At 40.9% G+C, this 21386-nt stretch carries 17 protein-coding genes; 14 read left to right on the top strand and 3 right to left on the bottom strand.

The genetic code is table 11. The features are described from left to right. The first annotated feature begins 103 nt into the window (after positions 1–103). The 9 genes from purD to FTU39_RS05695 all read left to right on the top strand — a co-directional run bounded on the left by purD (position 104) and on the right by FTU39_RS05695 (position 13512). Positions 104–1387: a phosphoribosylamine--glycine ligase gene (purD, locus tag FTU39_RS05735; RefSeq protein WP_004973125.1), complete on the top strand. Its 1284-nt coding sequence runs from the start codon at positions 104–106 to the stop codon at positions 1385–1387. 785 nt (positions 1388–2172) lie between these two features. After that, positions 2173–3045 (top strand): MetQ/NlpA family ABC transporter substrate-binding protein, encoded by an 873-nt coding sequence (locus FTU39_RS05730; protein ID WP_180051850.1) that lies wholly within the window; start codon positions 2173–2175, stop codon positions 3043–3045. Positions 3046–3119: 74 nt separating this feature from the next. Beyond that, complete coding sequence (locus FTU39_RS05725) at positions 3120–4145, top strand: methionine ABC transporter ATP-binding protein (RefSeq protein WP_004973123.1); 1026 nt, start codon at positions 3120–3122, stop codon at positions 4143–4145. Further along, entirely contained in the window at positions 4142–4837 is a 696-nt protein-coding gene (locus FTU39_RS05720) for a methionine ABC transporter permease (protein WP_004973122.1), read from the top strand. Before FTU39_RS05725 ends, FTU39_RS05720 begins: the two co-directional genes overlap by 4 nt. A gap of 244 nt (positions 4838–5081) precedes the next feature. Continuing rightward, the gene (gene dnaE, locus FTU39_RS05715; RefSeq protein WP_004973121.1) at positions 5082–8645 is read left to right on the top strand and encodes a DNA polymerase III subunit alpha; all 3564 of its coding nucleotides are present in this window, start codon (positions 5082–5084) and stop codon (positions 8643–8645) included. Between the two features lie 28 nt (positions 8646–8673). Beyond that, on the top strand, positions 8674–9522 hold the full coding sequence (locus FTU39_RS05710) for an RNA methyltransferase (protein ID WP_004973119.1): 849 nt from the start codon (positions 8674–8676) through the stop codon (positions 9520–9522). Next, positions 9515–10312 carry a serine O-acetyltransferase gene (gene cysE, locus FTU39_RS05705; protein ID WP_004973118.1) on the top strand — a complete coding sequence of 266 codons (798 nt, stop codon included), beginning with the start codon at positions 9515–9517 and terminating at the stop codon, positions 10310–10312. Before FTU39_RS05710 ends, cysE begins: the two co-directional genes overlap by 8 nt. Positions 10313–10486: 174 nt before the next feature. Then, positions 10487–11389, top strand: a complete 903-nt coding sequence (locus FTU39_RS05700) for an ABUW_2363 family tetratricopeptide repeat lipoprotein (RefSeq protein ID WP_154320674.1) — start codon at positions 10487–10489, stop codon at positions 11387–11389. A gap of 128 nt (positions 11390–11517) precedes the next feature. Beyond that, positions 11518–13512 carry a triacylglycerol lipase gene (locus FTU39_RS05695; protein ID WP_180051849.1) on the top strand — a complete coding sequence of 665 codons (1995 nt, stop codon included), beginning with the start codon at positions 11518–11520 and terminating at the stop codon, positions 13510–13512. A gap of 74 nt (positions 13513–13586) precedes the next feature. On the opposite strand, the gene FTU39_RS05690 is transcribed toward FTU39_RS05695, so the two are convergent. The 3 genes from FTU39_RS05690 to FTU39_RS05685 all read right to left on the bottom strand — a co-directional run bounded on the left by FTU39_RS05690 (position 13587) and on the right by FTU39_RS05685 (position 15063). Beyond that, complete coding sequence (locus FTU39_RS05690; RefSeq protein ID WP_257224396.1) at positions 13587–14393, bottom strand: maleylacetate reductase; 807 nt, start codon at positions 14391–14393, stop codon at positions 13587–13589. Next, positions 14354–14629 (bottom strand): iron-containing alcohol dehydrogenase, encoded by a 276-nt coding sequence (locus tag FTU39_RS13825; protein ID WP_253103581.1) that lies wholly within the window; start codon positions 14627–14629, stop codon positions 14354–14356. The genes FTU39_RS05690 and FTU39_RS13825 overlap by 40 nt, the downstream gene beginning before the upstream one ends. Positions 14630–14883: 254 nt before the next feature. After that, the gene (locus tag FTU39_RS05685; protein ID WP_004973110.1) at positions 14884–15063 is read right to left on the bottom strand and encodes a hypothetical protein; all 180 of its coding nucleotides are present in this window, start codon (positions 15061–15063) and stop codon (positions 14884–14886) included. A 242-nt stretch (positions 15064–15305) separates the two neighbouring features. Between FTU39_RS05685 and FTU39_RS05680 the strand changes: the two genes are divergently transcribed. The 5 genes from FTU39_RS05680 (at position 15306) to mutS (ending at position 21383) form a co-directional block, all read left to right on the top strand. Beyond that, positions 15306–15713, top strand: coding sequence for a rhodanese-like domain-containing protein (locus FTU39_RS05680; protein ID WP_096900921.1), 408 nt, complete (start codon positions 15306–15308; stop codon positions 15711–15713). 148 nt (positions 15714–15861) lie between these two features. Further along, complete coding sequence (locus FTU39_RS05675; protein ID WP_154321263.1) at positions 15862–16296, top strand: DUF2946 family protein; 435 nt, start codon at positions 15862–15864, stop codon at positions 16294–16296. 145 nt (positions 16297–16441) lie between these two features. After that, positions 16442–16699, top strand: coding sequence for a DNA-binding transcriptional regulator (locus FTU39_RS05670; protein ID WP_004973099.1), 258 nt, complete (start codon positions 16442–16444; stop codon positions 16697–16699). A gap of 235 nt (positions 16700–16934) precedes the next feature. Beyond that, positions 16935–18194, top strand: coding sequence for an OmpP1/FadL family transporter (locus tag FTU39_RS05665; RefSeq protein WP_180043834.1), 1260 nt, complete (start codon positions 16935–16937; stop codon positions 18192–18194). Between the two features lie 549 nt (positions 18195–18743). Next, positions 18744–21383 carry a DNA mismatch repair protein MutS gene (gene mutS / locus FTU39_RS05660; protein WP_096900922.1) on the top strand — a complete coding sequence of 880 codons (2640 nt, stop codon included), beginning with the start codon at positions 18744–18746 and terminating at the stop codon, positions 21381–21383. Positions 21384–21386 lie beyond the last annotated feature (3 nt).

The raw sequence follows: 21386 nt of genomic DNA, 5'->3' as shown, positions 1-21386 counted from the left end.
TTTTCACGTAAGGGAACTGTGTTTTTATGCACAATCTCCTTCCTTTTCAAGGGTGAAAAGCATAGCTTCGCTAGGGGGATTTTATTCTTTGAGGGATTTTTAGATGAATATTTTAGTTTTAGGTAGCGGCGGTCGTGAACATGCGTTGGCATGGAAAATCGCACAAGATGACAAAGTCGCTAAAGTCTTCGTTGCACCGGGTAATGCAGGTACGGCAACAGAAAACAAATGCGAGAATGTAGCGTTAGATATTCAAAATAACCCTGCAATCATCGACTTTGCCAAAAATAATGCTGTTGATTTAATCATTGTTGGCCCTGAAGCACCACTGGTCAATGGTGTAGTAGATGCCTGCCGTGAAGCGGGTTTAAAAATTTGGGGCCCAACCCAGTTTGCTGCACAGCTTGAAGGTTCTAAAGCCTTTGCCAAGCACTTTTTAAAACGTCACAACATTCCAACTGCATTCTATGACGTATTCACCGAAGTTGATGCGGCAAAAGCATTTGTTGAAAAAAATGGTGCTCCAATCGTGATCAAGGCGGACGGTCTTGCTGCAGGTAAAGGCGTGATCGTGGCGATGACCAATCAAGAAGCATTTGATGCAATTGATGACATGCTAGCAGGCAACAAATTTGGTGATGCAGGTTCACGTGTAGTCATTGAAGAATTCCTTGCAGGTGAAGAAGCTTCTTTCATTTGTATGATTGATGGCGACAACATCCTTCCTATGGCAACTTCACAAGACCACAAGCGTATTTTTGAAGGCGACCAAGGTCCAAATACTGGTGGTATGGGTGCATACTCTCCTGCCCCTGTCGTGACTGCAGACGTATTTGAAAAAACCATGAATGAAGTGATGCGTCCTACTGTTGAAGGTATGAAAAAAGACGGTCATGTTTATACAGGTTTCTTATACGCAGGCTTAATGATTGACGACAAAGGTCAACCAAAAGTGATCGAGTTTAACTGCCGTTTTGGTGACCCAGAAACACAACCAATTATGATGCGCTTAAAGTCATCTTTGGTAGATTTGGTTGAAGCAGGTATTGCTGGCAACTTACCTGCCGAAGCAGACTGGGATGAACGCAAAACTGTCGGGATTGTATTGGCGACTGCGGGTTACCCTGAAACTTCAGGCAAAGGTGATGTGATTTCTGGTTTAGAAACACAAATGGCAGATGCGAAAGTATTCCACGCAGGTACAGCAAGCAATGCCGATGGTGAGATTGTGACCAATGGTGGTCGTGTACTGTGTGTAACTGCGCTCGGTAATACCATTGGCGAAGCGCAAGCTAAAGCCCTTGAACTGTGCGAAAAAGTTACCTTTGATGGTGTGCAATATCGTAAAGATATTGGCTATCGTGCCATTGCTCGTGAAAATGCTTAAAATTTTTAGTTTAGCCTAAAAATTTAAGTCCATAAAAAAGCTCGTCACTGTACGAGCTTTTTGTTTATCAGGTTGTAACTCATGTACATTGTGGTAATCTACGTTTATAAAATACTTTAGATCAATAAACATGCAAAAAATAAAAAGCTTCAAAGAATTTTTAATTTCAATATTCGTTGAGTTTACATTGCAAATACTTTTTATTTTTGCAGGATTAATATATTTGGCTTATGTTTTTATAGGGATAGGTTCATTGTTACTCTGTTTGCCTTATATATGGGCGATATATTATCGTTGGAAAAATCATTCATAACTTCTTTTATGTATTTACAGCCATGTTCTGATTCTTGTAACTAAGCCGATTTCATACCGACAATTTCATATCTCGTTTTTTACTATCGATTGCAGAATAAATTTTAAAGCACCTAAATATTTAAACACTTGTTCAAATCCTTAATCTTTACAGAATATATTTATTTATAAGAACTTATTTTGACTTATTCGCTTTCTGTTGTAAAAACAGTGATATGCATAACATACACAGCACTATATAGAATTATTTTTTATTGTTATGATGGTGCATCTTTTGAAAAAGTGAATTGCCCATCCATCTCAAAATTATTGATTGAGCTGTGGGCTGACTTTTTCAGTACTCAAACAATACCTACAACATATTTGAGAAACATACAAAATCATCATCATGCGATTCCATCCATCGTGCTGATTTGATTCTTCTCAATCATTGGCAACTTTAGGCACGGCTTAAACTTGCTCGGGATATATTCATGAAAAAGCTCCTTGGTCTTGTACTTGGTCTTTCAGTTGGCTTGGCTGGCTGTGGCAAACAAGAAGCGCCTGCGACTGACGCGGCACAAAAAGATTCTTCTGCTCTACACACTGTCAATATGGCATCGACTGGTTCAGATGCAGATATTTGGCGTTTTATTGCCGACTTACCTGAAACCAAAGCAGCAGGTATTCAACTTGAAGTGAAAAACTTCACCGATTACGTGTCAATGAACACGGCGGTAGCAAATAAAGAAATTGATCTTAACGCATTCCAATCTTATGCCTATATGGTGGCATTTAATGCCAACAATAAAGATCAAATTGCACCGGTCGCAACAACTTACTTAGAGCCAATGGGTATTTACTCAAGCAAAGTGAAAAAGTTGGATGAGTTCAAAACAGGTGCAACCATTGCTATTCCAAATGATGGTGCCAATGAATCACGTGCACTGTTATTACTTCAATCCGCTGGTTTGGTTAAACTGAAAGATGGTTTTGACAATGTTCAAGGCACGCCTGCAGACATCGTAGAAAATGCGAAGCAAATTCAAATCAAACCGATTCAAATGGCAACGGCTGTACGTGTAAAAGATGAAGTCGATGCAATTGTTTTGGGCAACACTCTTGCAATGGAAGGTGGTTTGAACGTACTGAAAGATTCAATTTATTACGAGCCAATTGACCAGAGCACAAAAATGAATGTCAACATTCTCGCGACTGCTGCAGATCGTCAAAATGACCCAATCTTGCAAAAAGTAGGTGCGTTGTATCATACCGAAGCGGTGAAGCAATATATTGATCAGCACTTTGGCGGAACAAAAGTTGCGGTAAATAAACCTGTCAGCTATTTCACTGAAGCAGCAAAATAGTAATATAATGCGTTAAACAAAACAGGCAAAGCGAACTTTGCCTGTTTTTTCATTTATGGACATTTCTTGACGATATGATTGAATTTAAAAACATTTCAAAGCACTATCAGCTCAAAGGTCAAACACTGCGTGCGTTGGATCAAATTAACCTACAAATTCCAACAGGCAGTATTTTTGGCATTATTGGCTATAGTGGTGCAGGTAAAAGTACGTTAATCCGCTTGATCAATTTGTTGGAGCGTCCAAATGCTGGGCAAGTCATCATTCATCAAAAAGATTTTACTGCACTCAATGCCCGCGAATTACGTCAAGAACGTGCCCATATTGGAATGATTTTTCAGCACTTCAATTTATTGCAGACCAAAACTGTTGCTGCCAATATTGAAATGCCGATGAAACTGTTAGGCTGGAACAAAGCCGAACGCGAAAAGCGTTTAAATGAATTACTTGAGTTTATTGATTTAAAACATAAAAAAGACGCTTACCCTGATGAACTTTCAGGCGGACAAAAACAACGTGTCGGTATTGCGCGTGCGCTAGCCAATCATCCTAAAATTTTACTCTGCGATGAAGCAACTTCAGCACTTGATCCACAAACCACCAAATCTGTGCTGGAATTACTGAAAAAAATTAACCGCGAACAAGGCATTACCATTGTAATGGTCACACATGAAATGGATGTGATTGAATCGGTTTGTGATTATGTGGCGGTGATGGAACAAGGCAAAGTCATTGAAACAGGTTCAACCCTAGAAATATTTAGTCAACCGCAACATCCGACCACCAAAAGCTTTATTCAAACCGTGTTGCAGCAGCAATTGCCTATCAATATTTTGAATAATCTGGAAAATCAAAATCAGCACAGCATTTATTGTCTGAAGTTTTTAGGTAAATCAGCTCAGGAAACCGTAATTCAAGCCGTCATTAAACAGTTTGATATCAGCCTGAATATTTTATTTGCCAATATGACCGAAATTGATGGCGCTGTGATTGGGCAAATGTTTATACAATTGCTCGGTGATGCAAGCGTCATTCAACAAGCACTTGAATTTCTGCAAGCCAATGGTGTTGAAGTTGAACAGTCAGGAGTACAAGCATGAGAGATTTAATTGTACAGTGGCTGACCTCAGTAACTGCGCCTTTCTGGAAAAGCTCTTTATCTATTGACCAGTTTGTTACAGCCTTACAAGAAACCTTTCACATGGTGTTCTTTGCCATGTTGTTTGGTTGTATCTGGGGCTTTATTCAGGGCATTACCCTTGTAGTGACTCGTCCGACAGGTATTTTGCCAAACCGTGTGATTTATCACGGGCTTAACCCGATTGTAAACGCACTGCGCTCCCTACCCTTTATTATTTTATTGATTGCGGTGATTCCGCTGACTAAATTGTTAGTGGGTACATCCATCGGAACTTGGGCAGCCATTGTTCCACTGACCATTTATGTCGGCCCGTATATTGGTCGTTTGGTAGAAACTTCACTGCTTGAAGTCAATGAAGGGATTGTCGAATCTGCACAGGCAATGGGTGCTACACCCTTACAGATTATCTTCAAATTTATTTTACCTGAAGCACGTAGCTCACTCATTTTGAACCTAACCACAGCCACCATTAGCTTAATTGGCGCAACTGCTATGGCAGGCGCAGTCGGTGCAGGCGGCATTGGTGACCTTGCTATTTCTTATGGTTATCAACGCTTTGATAGTAGTGTCGTGATGCTAACCGTGGTGGTCTTATTAATTTTAGTGCAATTGGTGCAAAGTTTAGGCGATTGGTTATCTAAACTCAGATAAATCTTTCATCTACACATCAGAAATAGATTCACCATTTAACTCCTTGCTACTCGTATGAGTGTGTAAGGGGTTAAAACCACACTCCTTCTCCATGCATACGTGATTCACGCCATATCAACATCCAAAAAACTGAAATTTTGATATACGGTCAAGATCATCGAAAACCGTAGGAAAAACTTTGCAGCATGTTTTGTCTTGAGCAGAGCATGCTAAACTAACCCGTGATTTTTTAAGGGACTGATTCATGCGCTTTGTTCATTTAGGTATACATACAGAATTTTCGATTACCGAGTCGATTGTACGCGTACCTGACTTGATTAAAGCTGCAGTCAATGAAGAAATGCCTGCTTTGGCATTGACCGATCTCTCTAACCTGCACGCTGCCGTAAAGTTTTATGGCAAATGTTTGGGGCAAGGCATCAAACCGATTTTAGGTTCAGTGCTGCGTTTAAATGATGCCGATCATCGTGTGACGCTATTGTCGATGAACAATCACGGCTGGCGCAATCTGACCGAACTGGTGTCGCGTGGCTATATTGAAGGTCAGCAACTCAATATCCCTTGCGTCAATAAAGCATGGATTTTAGAACAAGCCGATGATCTGATTCTGTTACTCGGCATTCAAAGTGATGTCGGCAAAATGCTGATCACGTCCAATCCACAAAAAGCCGAACCGTTGCTAGAAGAATGGATAGAAAAATTTGGTAATCGGGTCTATTTGGCGCTGACCCGTACAGATCGTCCCGATGAAGATGCTTTTATTGCCGAAGCGGTTAAATTAGCTAAAAAATATAATATTGGCGTGGTGGCACATAATGATGTGCACTTTGTCCGCCGTGAAGATTATGAAGCGCACGAAGCGCGAGTTTGTATTGCCGATGGTTATGTTTTAGGGGATAACCGTCGTCCTAAAACGTATAGTCCTGAGCAATATTTTAAAACTACTGCAGAAATGACGGAATTATTTTCCGACATTCCAAGTGCTATTGAAAACAGCTATCACATTGCCAAACGCTGTAACGTCACGCTGCAATTGGGTAAATATTTCCTTCCAGATTATCCAATTCCAGACGGACACACCATTGATACCTACTTCGCGCACCTATCCAAACAAGGTTTAGAAGAACGTCTAAATGTGCTCTATCCTGTCACACAGCGCGATGAAGACTGGGCAGAAATTCGCAAACCTTATGATGAACGAATTGAATACGAAATTAATATTATTAACTCGATGGGCTTCCCGGGTTACTTCCTCATCGTCATGGACTTTATTCAATGGTCTAAAAATAATGGCGTACCTGTTGGGCCGGGTCGTGGTTCAGGCGCAGGCTCATTGGTCGCTTATAGCTTAAAAATTACCGACTTAGACCCATTGCGTTATGAACTACTCTTTGAACGTTTCTTAAACCCAGAACGTGTATCCATGCCCGACTTTGACGTCGATTTCTGTATTGCAGGACGCGATAAAGTCATTGATTATGTGGCACGCACCTATGGACGTGATGCGGTATCACAAATTGCCACTTTCGGTACTATGGCCGCCAAAGGTGCGATTCGAGATGTCGCACGGGTTTTGGGCAAGTCTTATGGTTTGGCAGACCGTATTTCTAAACTGATTCCAACTAAACCTTTAGGGCTTAGTTTGGAAGAATCAATTGAAGCCGAACCACAGCTGAAAGATGTGGTGACCAATCCATCTAACCCAGACTATGACGATGCTTCAGAAATTTGGGAAATGGCTTTAAAACTTGAAGGCATTACCCGCAACACAGGCAAACACGCAGGTGGTGTGGTCATTGCACCAACCAAAATCACCGACTTTTCTGCGGTTATGTGCGATGCTGATGGAACCGCCCGTGTTGCACAATACGATAAAGACGATGTTGAATCGGCAGGTTTGGTCAAATTTGACTTCTTGGGTTTACGTAACCTGACGGTTATTGAAGATGCAGTACAAAATATCAATAAACGCATCCAAGCCGATACACCGCTAGATATTGCCCATATTCCATTGGACGATAAAGATGCCTATTTAGTCTTTGCCAATGCCAACACCACAGCGGTATTCCAGTTTGAATCCGTGGGCATGAAAAAGATGCTGAAAGAAGCACGCCCAAGCAAATTTGAGGAAATTATTGCCTTCGTGTCCTTGTATCGTCCTGGCCCGATGGATCTCATTCCAGACTTTATTCACCGTATGCACGGTGGCGAGTTTGAGTATCTGCATCCTTTGCTAGAAGGTGTGCTTGAACCAACCTACGGCATTATGGTTTATCAGGAACAGGTAATGCAGGCGGCACAGTATTGTGCAGGCTATACCCTCGGTGGTGCGGACTTACTACGTCGTGCTATGGGTAAGAAAAAACCTGAAGAAATGGTGAAACAGCGCCAAATCTTTATTGAAGGTGCTGCGAAAAAAGACATTGATGCCGCCACAGCCAACCATATTTTCGACTATATGGAAAAGTTCGCAGGCTACGGTTTTAACAAATCCCACGCGGCTGCTTATGCCCTCGTTGCCTATCAGACGGCATGGCTGAAAGCACATTACCCTGCCGAATTCTTGGCTGCGGTAATGTCGTCGGAAATGCAAAACACCGATAACGTGGTGTTCCTGATTGATGACTGTCGCCACAATGGTCTGGAAGTTTTACCACCTTCGGTAAATATGTCTTTGTATCATTTCCACGCCAGCGATGAACGCACCATTGTCTACGGACTTGGCGCAATTAAAGGCGTGGGCGAACAAGCCATGCAATCGGTGATTGATTCTCGCCAAAAAGAAGGTCCATACCGCGATTTATTTGACTTCTGTCATCGTATTGATTTGAAAAAAATCAACAAACGAACCCTTGAAGCCTTAATTCGTGCGGGTGCATTAGACTGTTTAGGCATCGAACGCTCAAGTTTAATGGCACAATTGCCAGAAGCGGTACAAGCGGCGGAACAAGCACGTTCCAACCGTGAAACAGGCATCATGGATTTATTTGGTGAAGTTGAAGAAGTACAACGTAAGCCTGCCAAACCTGTAAAACCATGGTCAGATGAAGTCCGACTTAAAGGTGAAAAAGACACACTTGGACTTTACCTCACTGGTCACCCGATTGATGTCTATCGCAATGAATTAAAAGCCTTTATTCCAAGTAAAATTAATGAACTGACGCCAACCCGTCGTGGCGTGACCACCGTCTTTGCAGGCTTGGTGGTGGATGTCGCCAACTTCCCAAATCGGATGGTGGTCACTTTAGATGATGGTACGGCACGTATTGAAGTATCTGCCAACCATGAGCGCTTCCAACGCTTTAAAGATATTGTACAAACTGAAAAAGTGGTGGTGATTGAAGGCGAAATTTACGAACGTGAAGGTTTTGACCGCCCAATGGGACGCTTAACCAAAGCGTTTAGCTTGAATGAAATTCGTCAAAAACGCGCCAATAGTATTCAAATTCACTTGCATGCAGAACATTTAAGCAAGACCTTGAGTCAAGACTTACAAAATATGTTGCTGCCTTATTGTAATGTGGATTTATGCACGCATATTCCTGTTTTATTGCACCTTGACTATGCTTATGCCACTGCAGAATTACATTTGGGCATTCAGTGGAAAATCGCCCCCTTAGATGAAGCCTTGGTCAAATTGCGTGACTATTTTGGTAAAGAAAGCCTGCATATCGAATATCAAGTGAAATCCAAAGCCGCGAAAGCTGTCGATGTGGCGAAACCTGCATCGATTGCTCCACCACCTGCTGATATGAGCATGGATGATGCTATGGATTTATACCATACCGAAGTTGATCAATATTCTTAATTAAAAATTTAACCCATCTGGATTTGTTATGAGTCAAACCGACAATGCAGCTGTTGCCGCACACCTCTCCCACGTGCGTATTGTCATGGTGAATACCACCCTGCCTGCCAACATCGGTAGCGCCTTACGCGCCATGAAAACCATGGGGCTATGTAAATTGGTTTTGGTTGATCCAAAAACCTATCCGCATCCAGATATTGATGCTTTGGCGGCAGGTGCAACCGATTTAATTGAACAGATTGAAGTGGTTGAACAGCTCGAAGATGCAATTGCCGACTGCCATTTGGTCTTTGGCACCAGTGCACGTAGTCGTACTATTCCTTGGCCACTCTTAGATGCACGCCCTGCGGCAGAAAAGTCGTTAAATGCTGTGGCACAGCATGGGCAAAATGTTGCCATTATTTTTGGACGTGAAGATCGTGGTTTAACCAATGAAGAGCTGGCTTTGGCGAATTATCACGTGACGATTCCTGTCAATGAAGAATATGGTGTGCTCAATGTTGCTCAAGCCATTCAAGTGATTTGCTATGAAATGCGTATGGCTGCCATCGATATTGTCGGAAAAATTGCCGATCCTGCAGCGACGATGCAAGTGACAGATTCTGAAGCGATGCAATGGGATGAACCTTTGGTCAACCATGAACAAATGCAACAGTTCTATCCACATTTAGAAAAAATGCTGGCAGAAATTGAATTTATGGATCCAAAAAATCCACGATTATTGCCTTTGCGCTTGCGTCGGCTTTTCGGACGTATACAATTAGATCGTATGGAATACCATTTACTTCGCGGTATTTTTAGCCGCGTACAAGCAATGAATAACGGTTCATGGAAAAAATCTACATCAACACAGGACGAGGATCAAACTAATGCTTAAACAGCTCAAAGAAGACATTCAAGCTGTCTTCGCGCGCGATCCTGCTGCTCGAAATACACTTGAAGTCTTAACCACTTATCCAGGAATTCACGCTTTAATTATGCATCGTGTGGCGCATGAATTATGGAACAAAGACTGCAAGGGGTCGGCACGTCTACTCTCGTCATTTAGCCGTTTTGCTACAGGAATTGAAATTCATCCTGGTGCAAAAATTGGTCGTCGCTTTTTTATTGACCATGGCATGGGCGTGGTGATTGGTGAAACTGCTGAAATTGGTGATGATGTCACCTTATATCATGGCGTGACTTTAGGCGGCACAACGTGGAATAAAGGCAAACGTCATCCAACTTTGGAAGATGGCGTAGTAGTCGGTGCAGGCGCGAAAATTCTAGGCCCATTCACCGTACATAAAAATGCCAAAGTTGGCTCTAATGCGGTTGTGACCAAAGAAGTACCTGAAGGCGCAACTGCTGTGGGTAACCCTGCGCGCTTTATTATGAAAAATAAACCTGCCGATGATCAGGAAGCACGTCGTCGTGATTATGCTGCCAGTATTGGTTTCCAACCTTATGCAGCAACGCAGGACCAATCTGACCCAGTATTGGACGGCATGCGAGTATTACTAGATCGCTTGGAACAAAATGAAAAACGTATGAATTTATTATGTCAGCGTCTCTCTTTACTTGACCCAAGCTTTAAAAACCCACAGCAAAATGAACAACCTTATAGTGCAGAAGAATTAAAAATAATTGAAGATGTTAGACGTGAGTGTGAAGCACAAAGTAAATAGGGCTGTTTATTTGATCAATCCTACATACTTAAAAAAACTTCGTATCACTGTGTAACTAAGCCCCCTCAATTGTATTGCATGTTCGGAACAGATTTCTTAGACTGACCGACATGCAATATTTTAATCCGACACAATCACCTCTCACTTTTAAAATAAATTGAACGGAAGAACACCATGACCCTTAAGCCTTTGGCACTCAGTATTCTAGCCGCAACGCTCGTTAGCGCCTGTGTTGCACCACCAAAACAAGAAGTAAAACCACCTATCGTATTTACCGAACCTGAATTAAGTGCACCATTCTATGCCTTAAATCCATTTAATTATGATGCCCCACCACCATTTGAAATTAACCTACAAAAAGCAGCAGCACAGCCTGTGACTAAAATGGTGGTTACTAACCCAAATGATCCAAGCAAAAGCATTACCTTAGATCAAAACAAATTGATTGTACCTACGGTCAATAACAATGCCCGTAGCTTGAAGTTTGCAGTTTTGGCAGGTGAAAACGAAATTGACATCACCGAAATTGATGACTTCTTACAATTGGTCGAAGGCAAAGCACGTCACTATCCACCACGTTTTAGCGAACGTCAGGAACGTCGTGGTTTCGAGGCAAAGCTCAAAGAATTGACTCAACAATTAGACACTTTGGCAGCCAATGAAAATGCCTCTTTTGATATTTTGATGCGTGCATTTAAAGCCAGTGTTATGGCACGTAACCTAGACTTAGGCTCTGTTTACACCACACGCTCACTTAACTATGCGCAGCGTATCTTAAAAATTAATCAGGAAGATGCCGAAGCGAATTTCTGGTTTGGTTTCGGTCTGTCTGAAGGTGGCGGTCATCGTGAAGCCATTCCTTATTTAGACAAAGCCATGAAAGCAGGTGTGCAGGAAGCTTATTTGTCTGCGGCAAACAATTATATTGCCATGGAACAAAAGAAAAATGCAGTACAAACTTTGAAAAACTATAAAATCAAATACCCGCAAGAAGCCGAAGTGGCTGACCGTTTGATTGCTGAAATTGAAAAGCAAGGTCGCTGGAATGTGTGGCAAGTGATCGCACCACGCACTTAATAAAAAATCGATACAAAAATACCTAAAAATAGACCGTTTCGACGGTCTATTTTGCTTTCTACGCAATTGAAAAAGCTTTAAAAAAACGTATGATGGAAAAAAATCTTAAAAATTAAGCCAGACTTTCCATGAATAAAATTGTGATTGCTGCATTGCTCAGTACAACACTGCTGTCTGGTTGTCAGGTGGTCAGTGTTAAAAATCAGGCGTTAAAAGTTAGTATTGCCAATGAACGTGATAGTATTTTATCGCGCAAAAAACTGAGTGAAGCCAGTTTAAATGTCTTGTCGATGACAGGACGTGAAGCCAATATTTGTGCCGAAAAACCTGAAGAATGTGTGAGTGCACTCAAGCAAATCCCACAAATTCAGGATGAACAACTGCTCTCAACCGCCAGTGAATTATATTTAGCGAAAGCGATTGAACTGGAAAATTCATCGTCCTGTAAAATCAGTATTCTGAACAGTAAAAGATCGGAAGAACAACAAAAAATTCATCATGCCAATTATGAACAATGTTTAGATCAGCAATTGCACATGCTCGATCAAAGTATTCGTTATAGTTACGCCTACATGTTTAAAACCAAACGTGCGCCGCAAGACCGTCTTTTTGATAACAGACAAGTCCAAATTCGGGATTTTTATAATCAGGCGATTGCCAAATTGGTCAGCAGCTATGCGCTGCGCTATAAACACGATGAATTGCAACAACAAATTCGTGTTGGCAACAGCATTTATGACATTGATTTTGAGTACTACCCGCAGCTGAAACAACAAAAAATTCAGCAGTTGATGTCAACCTATAACCTGAACTTTTCGGGTTTGCGCTCGGTCACGCGCCGTGATGGTTTTGGGTCTGAATTTCTGGTGGTATTGCCTGAAAATCCAAACGATGATCTGAGCAAAAGCAAATATATTATTGATCCGCTAAAATATGATTATCCTGCAGGAAAAAATCCAAATATTCACCAAGCTCGCTATTTAGCCGCGACAATCACTGCAGAACCACATAGCGCCAATTCCATTGAAGATATTTTGAATCGGCCGCATTTTAAGCTCAAGGCTTATGATCCGTATAAATATGAATCTGCCCAAATTGCACAAAAGAACTACCCGCTTGCAGCTAACTTTTCTGCACCTTATGGCTTGTGGTTAGCGCAAAATAATTTAGGTAAATCGGCTTATTTATCCTTAATTGATCGTGAAGAACGACTCAGTATGCCGCATTTGTACTTACTTGAGCCGTATAATCCGAATAAAAAAGTCATTGTCCTCATTCATGGTTTGGCCAGTAGCCCCGAAGCGTGGATTCGCTTAACCAACGATATTATGGGCGATCCTGTATTGCGGGAAAACTTTCAAGTCTGGCAAGTGTTTTACTCGACCAATATGCCAATTTTAGAAAGCCGTTTCCAAATTTATGCCTTGCTTCAACAAGGCTTTAAACAGGTCAGTCCTTCTGCTGCAGCCAAAAAAGATGCTGTAGTAATTGGACACAGCATGGGTGGTATTTTGGCACGTTTGTTGGTCAGCGATACTGATTTAACTCAACCTGCCATGCAAATGCTTAAAAACCGACGTCTGGAACGCTTTAAATCTGATCCTTTGTTGCAAGCACGTTTGCGCCTTAAACCCATCACCAATTTTAACCGTGCAATATTCTTGGCTGCACCGCATAAAGGTACAGAGTTTGCAGACCGCTGGTTCACCCTTGCAGCACGTAAAGTCATTCGCTTACCGACTGCATTTTTAAGCGCGTTTGCGGATACCTTGCAGCAACATGAAGTCGATTTAAAAAATCTAACCAAAGAAATTGGGCATGGCGTCATTCAAAATGGACCGAGTGATTTAAGTAAAAATTCCAAATTTACGGAATTAACTGAAGATATTTTGCCTGTCAAAGGATTTAAATATCACAGTATTATTGGCAATAATACCGACAGCACTGAGCATCTGTTAATGAATGACGATGTGGTGCATTACAACAGTGCCCACTTAGATGGCGCTGTTTCAGAAAAAATTATTAAAGGCGGACATTCCATTCAGGAAACGCCAGAAGCTGTATTGGAACTGCGACGTATTCTTAGATTACATTTGCAAGATTTAGGCTTGTATAAACCGTAATCCGTCACGGCAAATAAAAAACCGAAGTCTAAGTGGCTTCGGTTTTTTATCTATCATGCTATTTTTTAGCAGCATTATAGCGGTGCTTGTCCCCAATAGGCTTTGGTCAATAAAGCCTCTAATTCGGCATAGTCATATTCACGTGGATTATAATATGGACTATCACAGATAATACGTGCCACTTGGGCAGGTGCTGTTTCGGGTAATCCTAAATCTTTAAGTGCCATTGGAATATTCAATTTTTGGTTAAGCTGATAAATCGCCCAGCCTAACTGTTCCCGATCTGACACATTTAAAGCCGCTGCCAGTTGATTCATTGCAGCAATATCTGCATGTCGGTTGTAATGCACTGAATACGCCAACACAATGGCGTGGGTTTGCGCATGTGGTAACTGATAGCGTCCGCCCAAGCTATGGCAAATTTTATGATGAATTGCCATACCCACCGAACCCAAACACACACCTGCCAACCATGCGCCATATAAAGCATGTTCACGTGCCTGCATATTATGAGGCGCTTGCACAATTTCAGGTAAAGCCTGTGCCAGTTGAGTAATCGCCTCTAGCGCCATTAAACTTACAATGGGATTTTTATCCTGTGCATATAATGCCGCAACTGCATGTGCCATCGCATTCATACCCGAACATACCGAAATTTCAGTGGGTAAGTTGAGTGTCAATTCAGGATCATAAATCACTACTTTAGGCAAAACTTGAGCTGCTTTGCCTGTGGTTTTCAGCTGGTTTCCGGTGATGCCATACACCGCAGTCATTTCACTACCTGCATAAGTGGTCGGAATTGCAATAATCGGTAAATGGGTTTCTAAAGCAATTGCTTTGGCTAAACCAATCGCAGAGCACCGCCGAGTGCCAAACAGCAATCGACCTTTAAACGCTGCACATCTTGAATGGCTTGATCGGCAACTTCTTTTGGCACATGCATCACCGCATGAGGATAGACCGCTACAGCCATGTCTTGGATTAGTGCCAATAAACGCTCGCCTGCGGCTTTTTGCCCTGCAGTGGCAATAGTTAAAATACGCCTATAGGTATAAGATCGTAAAATCTCTTGAATTTTTTGCAGATGACCTACGCCAAAATGAACATTGATTGGCAATACCTGATAATGGAATGCTTACATGTTATTAAACTTAAATATTGTCTTTAGATTTTAATAGCATTTAACTATGACTAGGCTGCTGAACAGCCCAATTCTGCAACGCTGCTTTGCAAATATTCAAATAAAACTCAAAACCAACTGTTTTGCTGTAAACACAAAAACCCATGATCGCATGGGCTTTTGGATCATTAAAATTAAATGCGATGAATCATCTATCAATTTTAATGTAAAGAAAACTTATACTTTTGTGCTTAGTCTATTTCTTTTAGGCACACTGCAGACAAAATTGGAATACCAAAACATGGAAGCAACAATAAAATCCAGTATTCCACGACGGTAGCTTCACCACTGATCATATTGATGAATAATCCACCAATGATTAATACCGCTGCAATTAAACCCAGAAAAATTCCAAAAAATCTTGCAGGCATTTGACGTCCCCTGAACAATCGAACAAAAGTGTTAGATCTAGTATATACCTTATAGTTGAATAAGATATGACTTTTTGATCAATTGATGACTTAAATTTTATTAGGATTTAAACACCTGATTTAAAATGTTTTTATAGAAAATCACAACGATATTCGATCAGACACATTTCCTAACAATAATAAAATCTTATTAAATATATAATATTATATTATATAAACTCAAAATAAATGAGTGTGGATGAATGAAAACACCAGATCAACTAATCACTGAAGCCAAAAGTGAAATTACAGAAATTAGCGTGCAAGAATTGCATGAAAAATATTTGCAACATCCCGATATTATTTTGATTGATGTACGAGAACCTGAAGAACATCAGGCTTGTGCAATAGACCGTGCAGTGAATTTTCCACGCGGCATGTTAGAAATGAAAATTGCACAACACCCTGTAGTAAACCACTATTGCGATGTTGAACGTGCTCTTACCAATCTGGCTGAACGAGATATTTACTTACTTTGTGGTACTGGTGCGCGTTCTGCACTTGCCACTCAAGCCTTACAAAGAATGGGTTTCGAGAAAGTCTATTCAATGCAAGGTGGTATGCAAGCTTGGCTGGAAGCAGGTTTTCCGACAGTTTCTTTTACAAGATGATACTAGGGTCTGTTGAATGCTCAAATAATGCTCAATATTAGGTTAAATATTAATTAAAACTTCGTGTAATACTTCAATATTTATCATTGTCATTTTTGTTATAGTATTACATGAATAAATTGAATAAAAGATTGATACAGTGTTTATGATGTGGGGCAGATTGCTAGGATTATTTGCAATCTTGTTACAAGTCGCTGTGTTCCTACAGCCTTTATTACCAGAGAAACAACATTTTTCCTCTGTCTGTGAAACTATTGCCCAAGCATTATTTTTAGAACGCACCGCACCCCATTCTTCGTATTCATCTACACACCATGAAACTGCGACTCATGTTGCATTCGGACTTGAAAGTTCACACGAACATGCATCATCTGAAGATGCGGCGCATACAGATCATGAATGTGAATACTGTCTAGTTTATAGTTTTGCACTACCATTATTTGAAAACAAAATCAGACCAATTTTAGTCCGAACGCAAATTCGGGTTTTGTCTTTTAAAACATCGTTTACACCAACACTATTTCAAACTGAGCCGCTTTTTGTTCTGCCACAAGGTCGTGCCCCGCCCCACTTTGACTCTTGAATTTTCTTATCATTTCTTACAGTGTTGCCATCTTTGCTTCACTCTAAAGTGTAAATTTTGCAGTATCAAATTTATGCAGCTGTAGGACAATACTTATTTTAATAACTCATTGACTTGTTTATTCGACCCTAAGGAGGAGATAACTATGCATCTGCTTCAACACAGTCATAATCATGTGAATCATACTGTAGAGCAAACGGCTTGTTTGGATTTAGCACAACAGATCATTAAAGTTCGGCAAAAAATGAATATTTCACAAACTGAACTTGCGGCAAAATTGTGTATCTCTGCCCGAACTTTAGAAAGTTGGGAACGTGGTGTCCGTCAACCGTCGAGTTCTGCTCAAGCATTGATTCGATTATTTATTAAATCGCCACAATTTGTGTTAGAAAACTTGGCATAAAGCACTTTATGATGATGAATTAAAGCAATGAAAAACAATAAAGAAGTTCCCAAGGGAGCTTCTTTGGTCAAAAGAGTTGAAGCATCATTTTGATATACATATAGAATGAATACCCTTGCTGTTTCATAGATCTATATTCAAAAATAGAATAAAGATATGAATTTATATTCAAATACAAGAATACAACTTTTCAATATACTGACGCATATATTGTTTTTACTCGATCTATATTCTCATGAAATATCTATCTTCTTTTATCTCAATTGCTGTTATCGCACCTTTGTTTTCAACATCTGCTTTTGCAACAACAGGATATTTCATGCATGCATATAGTGTAAAATCTCAAGGAAATGCAGGCACAGCCATTGCTAATTTTCAGGACAGTTTGACTATTGCAAGCAACCCAGCGGGTTTGAGCTGGTTAGGTAAGCGTGTTGATGCTGGTTTAACTATTTTCTCTCCAGATCGTGAGTCTGAAATTACAGGAAATGGTTATGGAGCAAATGGTCAGTATGATGGCAATAGCCGTAAATACTTTGTAATTCCAGATCTAGGTTATGTTCACCCAGTGAATGAACAAGTCACTGCGGGTATTGCGGTTTATGGCAATGGTGGCATGAATACCAATTATAAAAATAATCCTTATGCAGTTTATGATAATACAGGAAGCGCAGGTATTTCATTAACCCAAGCCTTTATTTCACCTGCTTTATCTTGGAAATATGCAGAAAATCAATCTATAGCCTTGGCTGCAAATATTTTATATCAACGTTTTAGTGCACAAGGTTTTGCTGGTGATGTCTTTGGTGGTGCTTCGTCAAACGGTGCGGCAATTAGCGATCGTGGCAATGACGATTCATACGGCGTAGGTGCACGTATTGGCTGGTCGGCAAAACCAAATGATAAACTGACCCTTGGTGCAAGCTATTCATCTAAAATTAATGCCAGCCGCTTTAAGAAATATGAAGGTTTATTTGCCAAACAAGGTGATTTTGACGTACCTGAAAGCTATGGTGTAGGTTTAAATTATCAACTTACCCCTGCTTTATCAGTCGCGACAGATTACTTACGCATTAATTATTCAGATGTAGATTCTGTTGGCAATAAACTGGATCAATTATTCGCAAACAATAAATTTGGCACAACACAAGGTCCTGGTTTTGGATGGGATGACATCAATGTCTATAAAATTTCAGCGACTTATCAAGCCTCAGAAAAACTGACTTTACGTGCGGGTTATAGCTATAACGATCAGCCTGTTAAAAATGATCAAACCTTCCTAAATATTTTGGCACCAGGTGTGGTACAAGAGCATTTAAGTGTTGGTGCAACTTGGCGACTCGATGATCAACAAAATGTAAGTGTGGCTTATACACACGCACTCAAAGAAACAGTGCAAGGTAACAACTCTATCCCCGCTGATTTTGGTGGTGGCGAAGCCAATTTAAGCATGAGCCAAAATATTTTGGGCGTGTCATATAGTTTGAATTTTTAAATTCTACATAGCTTGAGTTTGAATAATAGCTTGCCATGATCTGAAAAGATGATGGCTTTTTTTACTTTGATTGTGATGAAGTTTTTCCAAAGTACGGCTTTAGCTAGAAATAAGACCATGCAAAGCATAATGTTACAACATGCACTACTTTCTAAATGAATCCATAGAAAACAATCAAATTTCGATGCTTTTTATAACGATGAATTACACGAAAAACTCAGTAAAATTCAGCCAAATGACACAATAATTTTCACTTTTAACTTCGCAAATCATACATTTTCAACAGCTAAGCTCTTTGAGCTATGCGATATCATTTTTGAAACTGTCGGTTTAGATTTTATGGGCGATATTTTTTATGGCTGTGTGCTCACTAACACACCAGATCAATTGAATATTATCCATTTAAAAGCTTAAACCGCTCGATGTTCGACTCGTTAGAGAGCGAGCAACAATGACATGCAGGTTCACTAATTTGACTAAGATGGCGTAAAATAAGCTAGTCACATACTTACACTTAAATTACGCTTCAAATTAAAGGACTTCAACTGCATGAACATGACAGAAATCATGGCTGATCTATCTTCACACACTCCAATGATGCAGCAATACTTACGGGTGAAGATGGAACATCCACATTCTTTAATGTTCTATCGCATGGGCGATTTCTACGAATTATTTTTTGATGATGCACACAAAGCTGCCAAACTTTTAGGCATTACCCTCACCCACCGTGGTAAAACTAGTGGCAAACCTATTCCAATGGCGGGCGTGCCATATCATGCTGCTGAAGGTTATCTCGCTCGCTTGGTCAAAAAAGGCGAAACCGTGGTAATTTGTGAGCAAATTGGCGAGGTGACAGGCAAAGGTCCTGTAGAGCGTGGAGTAGTACGGATTATCACCCCAGGCACGCTCACCGATGATGCCTTGCTCAACAGTCATCAATCTTCCAACTTGGTCTCTTTATGCTTACAGCAAAACCAAATTGGTATCGCATTGCTGGATTTAAGTGCAGGGATTTTTAAAGTTCAGCAAATGGATTATTTGCCTGAACAACTCGCGATTGAACTTTCTCGTTTAATGCCAAGCGAAATTGTGGTCGATGAAGATATTGTCGATCCGAATATTATTGAACAGGTTAAAAAGCAGCTTGACTGCCCTGTGACCAAACGCCCAAATGTCGATTTCAACCTGAACAATGCACAAAAAACGCTTTGTGATCAATTTGCTGTATCGTCACTTTCAGGTTTTGGTATTGATCATTTGCCCTTAGCCAAAGCAGCAGCGGCAGCGTTAATACACTACGCCAAAGAAACCCAAAAAACGGCTTTACCACATATTCGCAGTATTCAATTAGAACAAAGCAGCGATTTTATTGCGCTTGATCCTGTGACCCGACGTAATTTGGAATTGGTTGAACCATTATTTGAACACGGCACTTCTTTATTCCAACTGATTAACGATTGCCAAACTGCCATGGGTAGCCGTTTACTGAGTCGTACCTTGATGCAACCTTTGCGTGACACGGCATTGTTAGATGCAAGACTGGATGCAATTCAAGCCTTAATACAAGGTTACCATGAGTCGCCTGTGCGTTTGGTACTGAAAGAAATTAGTGATATTGAACGTGTGCTGAGTCGTGTCGCACTCGGTAGCGCACGCCCACGTGATTTGGTACAACTACGTCAGGCCTGTGCGCAAATTCCCTATTTGCGTCATGCCTTACAGCCCATTGTTTCTGCACAACAATCCGCACTCATTCAAAACCTGAATGAAGAACTGGGCGATTTTCATGGACTGCATCAACGGCTGATGCAGGCAATTGTAGAAAACCCACCTGTACTATTGCGTGATGGCAATGTCATTGCAGAGGGTTTTGACAGTGAACTCGATGAACTACGCAAAATCCGTGATCATGCGGGGCAATTCCTGATTGATTTAGAAGTCAAAGAGCGCCAAGAAAGCGGTATCCCAACGTTAAAAATTGGCTACAACCGTGTCAGTGGTTACTACATTGAACTCACTCGCGCCCAAGCCGAGCAAGCACCTGAACACTATATCCGTCGTCAAACTTTAAAAAATGCAGAACGCTACATCACCCCAGAGCTAAAAAGTTTTGAAGATAAAGTCCTGTCTAGCGAGTCCCGTGCTTTAGCCCGTGAAAAGATGCTATTTGAAATGCTATTGGATGAATTACGCCAAGACATTGCTCAATTACAAATGATGAGCAGCGCGATTGCACAAATTGATCTATTGGCAAACTTTGCCCATCAAGCACGTTTACGCAATTGGGCACGCCCTGAATATAGCCCTGAAATTGGAATTAAAATTACTGCAGGACGTCATCCTGTTGTTGAGGCCTTGAGTAAAACCGCCTTTACACCGAATGATACTTTACTCGACTACAATCATCGTTTGGCAATTATTACTGGCCCGAATATGGGCGGTAAATCAACGTATATGCGTCAAACCGCACTCATTGCCCTACTTGGCTATTGTGGTAGTTATGTGCCTGCCCAAACAGCCGTATTAGGTCCTATTGATCGCGTGTTTACCCGTATTGGTTCTGCCGATGATTTATCGACAGGTAAATCGACCTTTATGGTCGAAATGACTGAGACTTCACAAATTTTACACCATGCAACCTCACAGTCTTTGGTGCTGATGGATGAAGTTGGTCGCGGAACCAGTACCTACGATGGCTTATCTTTGGCATGGGCATGTGTGTTGGATTTAAGCAAACGCATCAAATGTTTATGCCTATTTGCAACGCATTATTTTGAATTGACCGAATTAAGCAAAGAATCTGGGGTGGATAACTACCACGTAACCGCCAAAGAAATGAATGGCAACCTGATTCTCTTGCACAAAGTTCAACAAGGTCCTGCAAGCCAAAGTCACGGTTTGCAAGTGGCAAAATTGGCAGGCATTCCAGCCAATGTGATTAAAGAAGCGCAAAACCGTTTAAGAATTTTAGAAAAACAGCAGCACAAAAATGTCAATTTAGCCGTTCAAGATGACCTATTTGCACCAGCAACAAGCTCAGCTGAACCAGAAGTGATTGAACGTGTAATAGAGGTAGAAAAACCATCACCTGCTTTAGATTTATTACGCAGTATAGATGTCGATAATTTAACGCCACGACAAGCGCTGGAACAATTGTATGCTTTAAAGGAACAATTGAACGCTTAGCCG

The organism is Acinetobacter sp. YH12099 (assembly GCF_013419195.1).
Classification (GTDB): domain Bacteria; phylum Pseudomonadota; class Gammaproteobacteria; order Pseudomonadales; family Moraxellaceae; genus Acinetobacter; species Acinetobacter towneri.
This window is presented reverse-complemented; position numbering and strand designations above follow the sequence as displayed.

Excerpts from the sequence above, each read along its gene's own strand:
- FTU39_RS05720 (WP_004973122.1), top strand. The coding sequence starts at position 4,142 with ATGAGAGATTTAATTGTACAGTGGCTGACCTCAGTAACTGCGCCTTTC.
- FTU39_RS05725 (WP_004973123.1), top strand. The coding sequence starts at position 3,120 with ATGATTGAATTTAAAAACATTTCAAAGCACTATCAGCTCAAAGGTCAA.
- dnaE (WP_004973121.1), top strand. The coding sequence starts at position 5,082 with ATGCGCTTTGTTCATTTAGGTATACATACAGAATTTTCGATTACCGAG.
- FTU39_RS05730 (WP_180051850.1), top strand. The coding sequence starts at position 2,173 with ATGAAAAAGCTCCTTGGTCTTGTACTTGGTCTTTCAGTTGGCTTGGCT.
- mutS (WP_096900922.1), top strand. The coding sequence starts at position 18,744 with ATGAACATGACAGAAATCATGGCTGATCTATCTTCACACACTCCAATG.
- FTU39_RS05665 (WP_180043834.1), top strand. The coding sequence starts at position 16,935 with ATGAAATATCTATCTTCTTTTATCTCAATTGCTGTTATCGCACCTTTG.
- cysE (WP_004973118.1), top strand. The coding sequence starts at position 9,515 with ATGCTTAAACAGCTCAAAGAAGACATTCAAGCTGTCTTCGCGCGCGAT.
- FTU39_RS05695 (WP_180051849.1), top strand. The coding sequence starts at position 11,518 with ATGAATAAAATTGTGATTGCTGCATTGCTCAGTACAACACTGCTGTCT.
- FTU39_RS05680 (WP_096900921.1), top strand. The coding sequence starts at position 15,306 with ATGAAAACACCAGATCAACTAATCACTGAAGCCAAAAGTGAAATTACA.
- FTU39_RS05700 (WP_154320674.1), top strand. The coding sequence starts at position 10,487 with ATGACCCTTAAGCCTTTGGCACTCAGTATTCTAGCCGCAACGCTCGTT.
- FTU39_RS05710 (WP_004973119.1), top strand. The coding sequence starts at position 8,674 with ATGAGTCAAACCGACAATGCAGCTGTTGCCGCACACCTCTCCCACGTG.
- purD (WP_004973125.1), top strand. The coding sequence starts at position 104 with ATGAATATTTTAGTTTTAGGTAGCGGCGGTCGTGAACATGCGTTGGCA.
- FTU39_RS05675 (WP_154321263.1), top strand. The coding sequence starts at position 15,862 with ATGTGGGGCAGATTGCTAGGATTATTTGCAATCTTGTTACAAGTCGCT.
- FTU39_RS05670 (WP_004973099.1), top strand. The coding sequence starts at position 16,442 with ATGCATCTGCTTCAACACAGTCATAATCATGTGAATCATACTGTAGAG.
- FTU39_RS05685 (WP_004973110.1), bottom strand. The coding sequence starts at position 15,063 with ATGCCTGCAAGATTTTTTGGAATTTTTCTGGGTTTAATTGCAGCGGTA.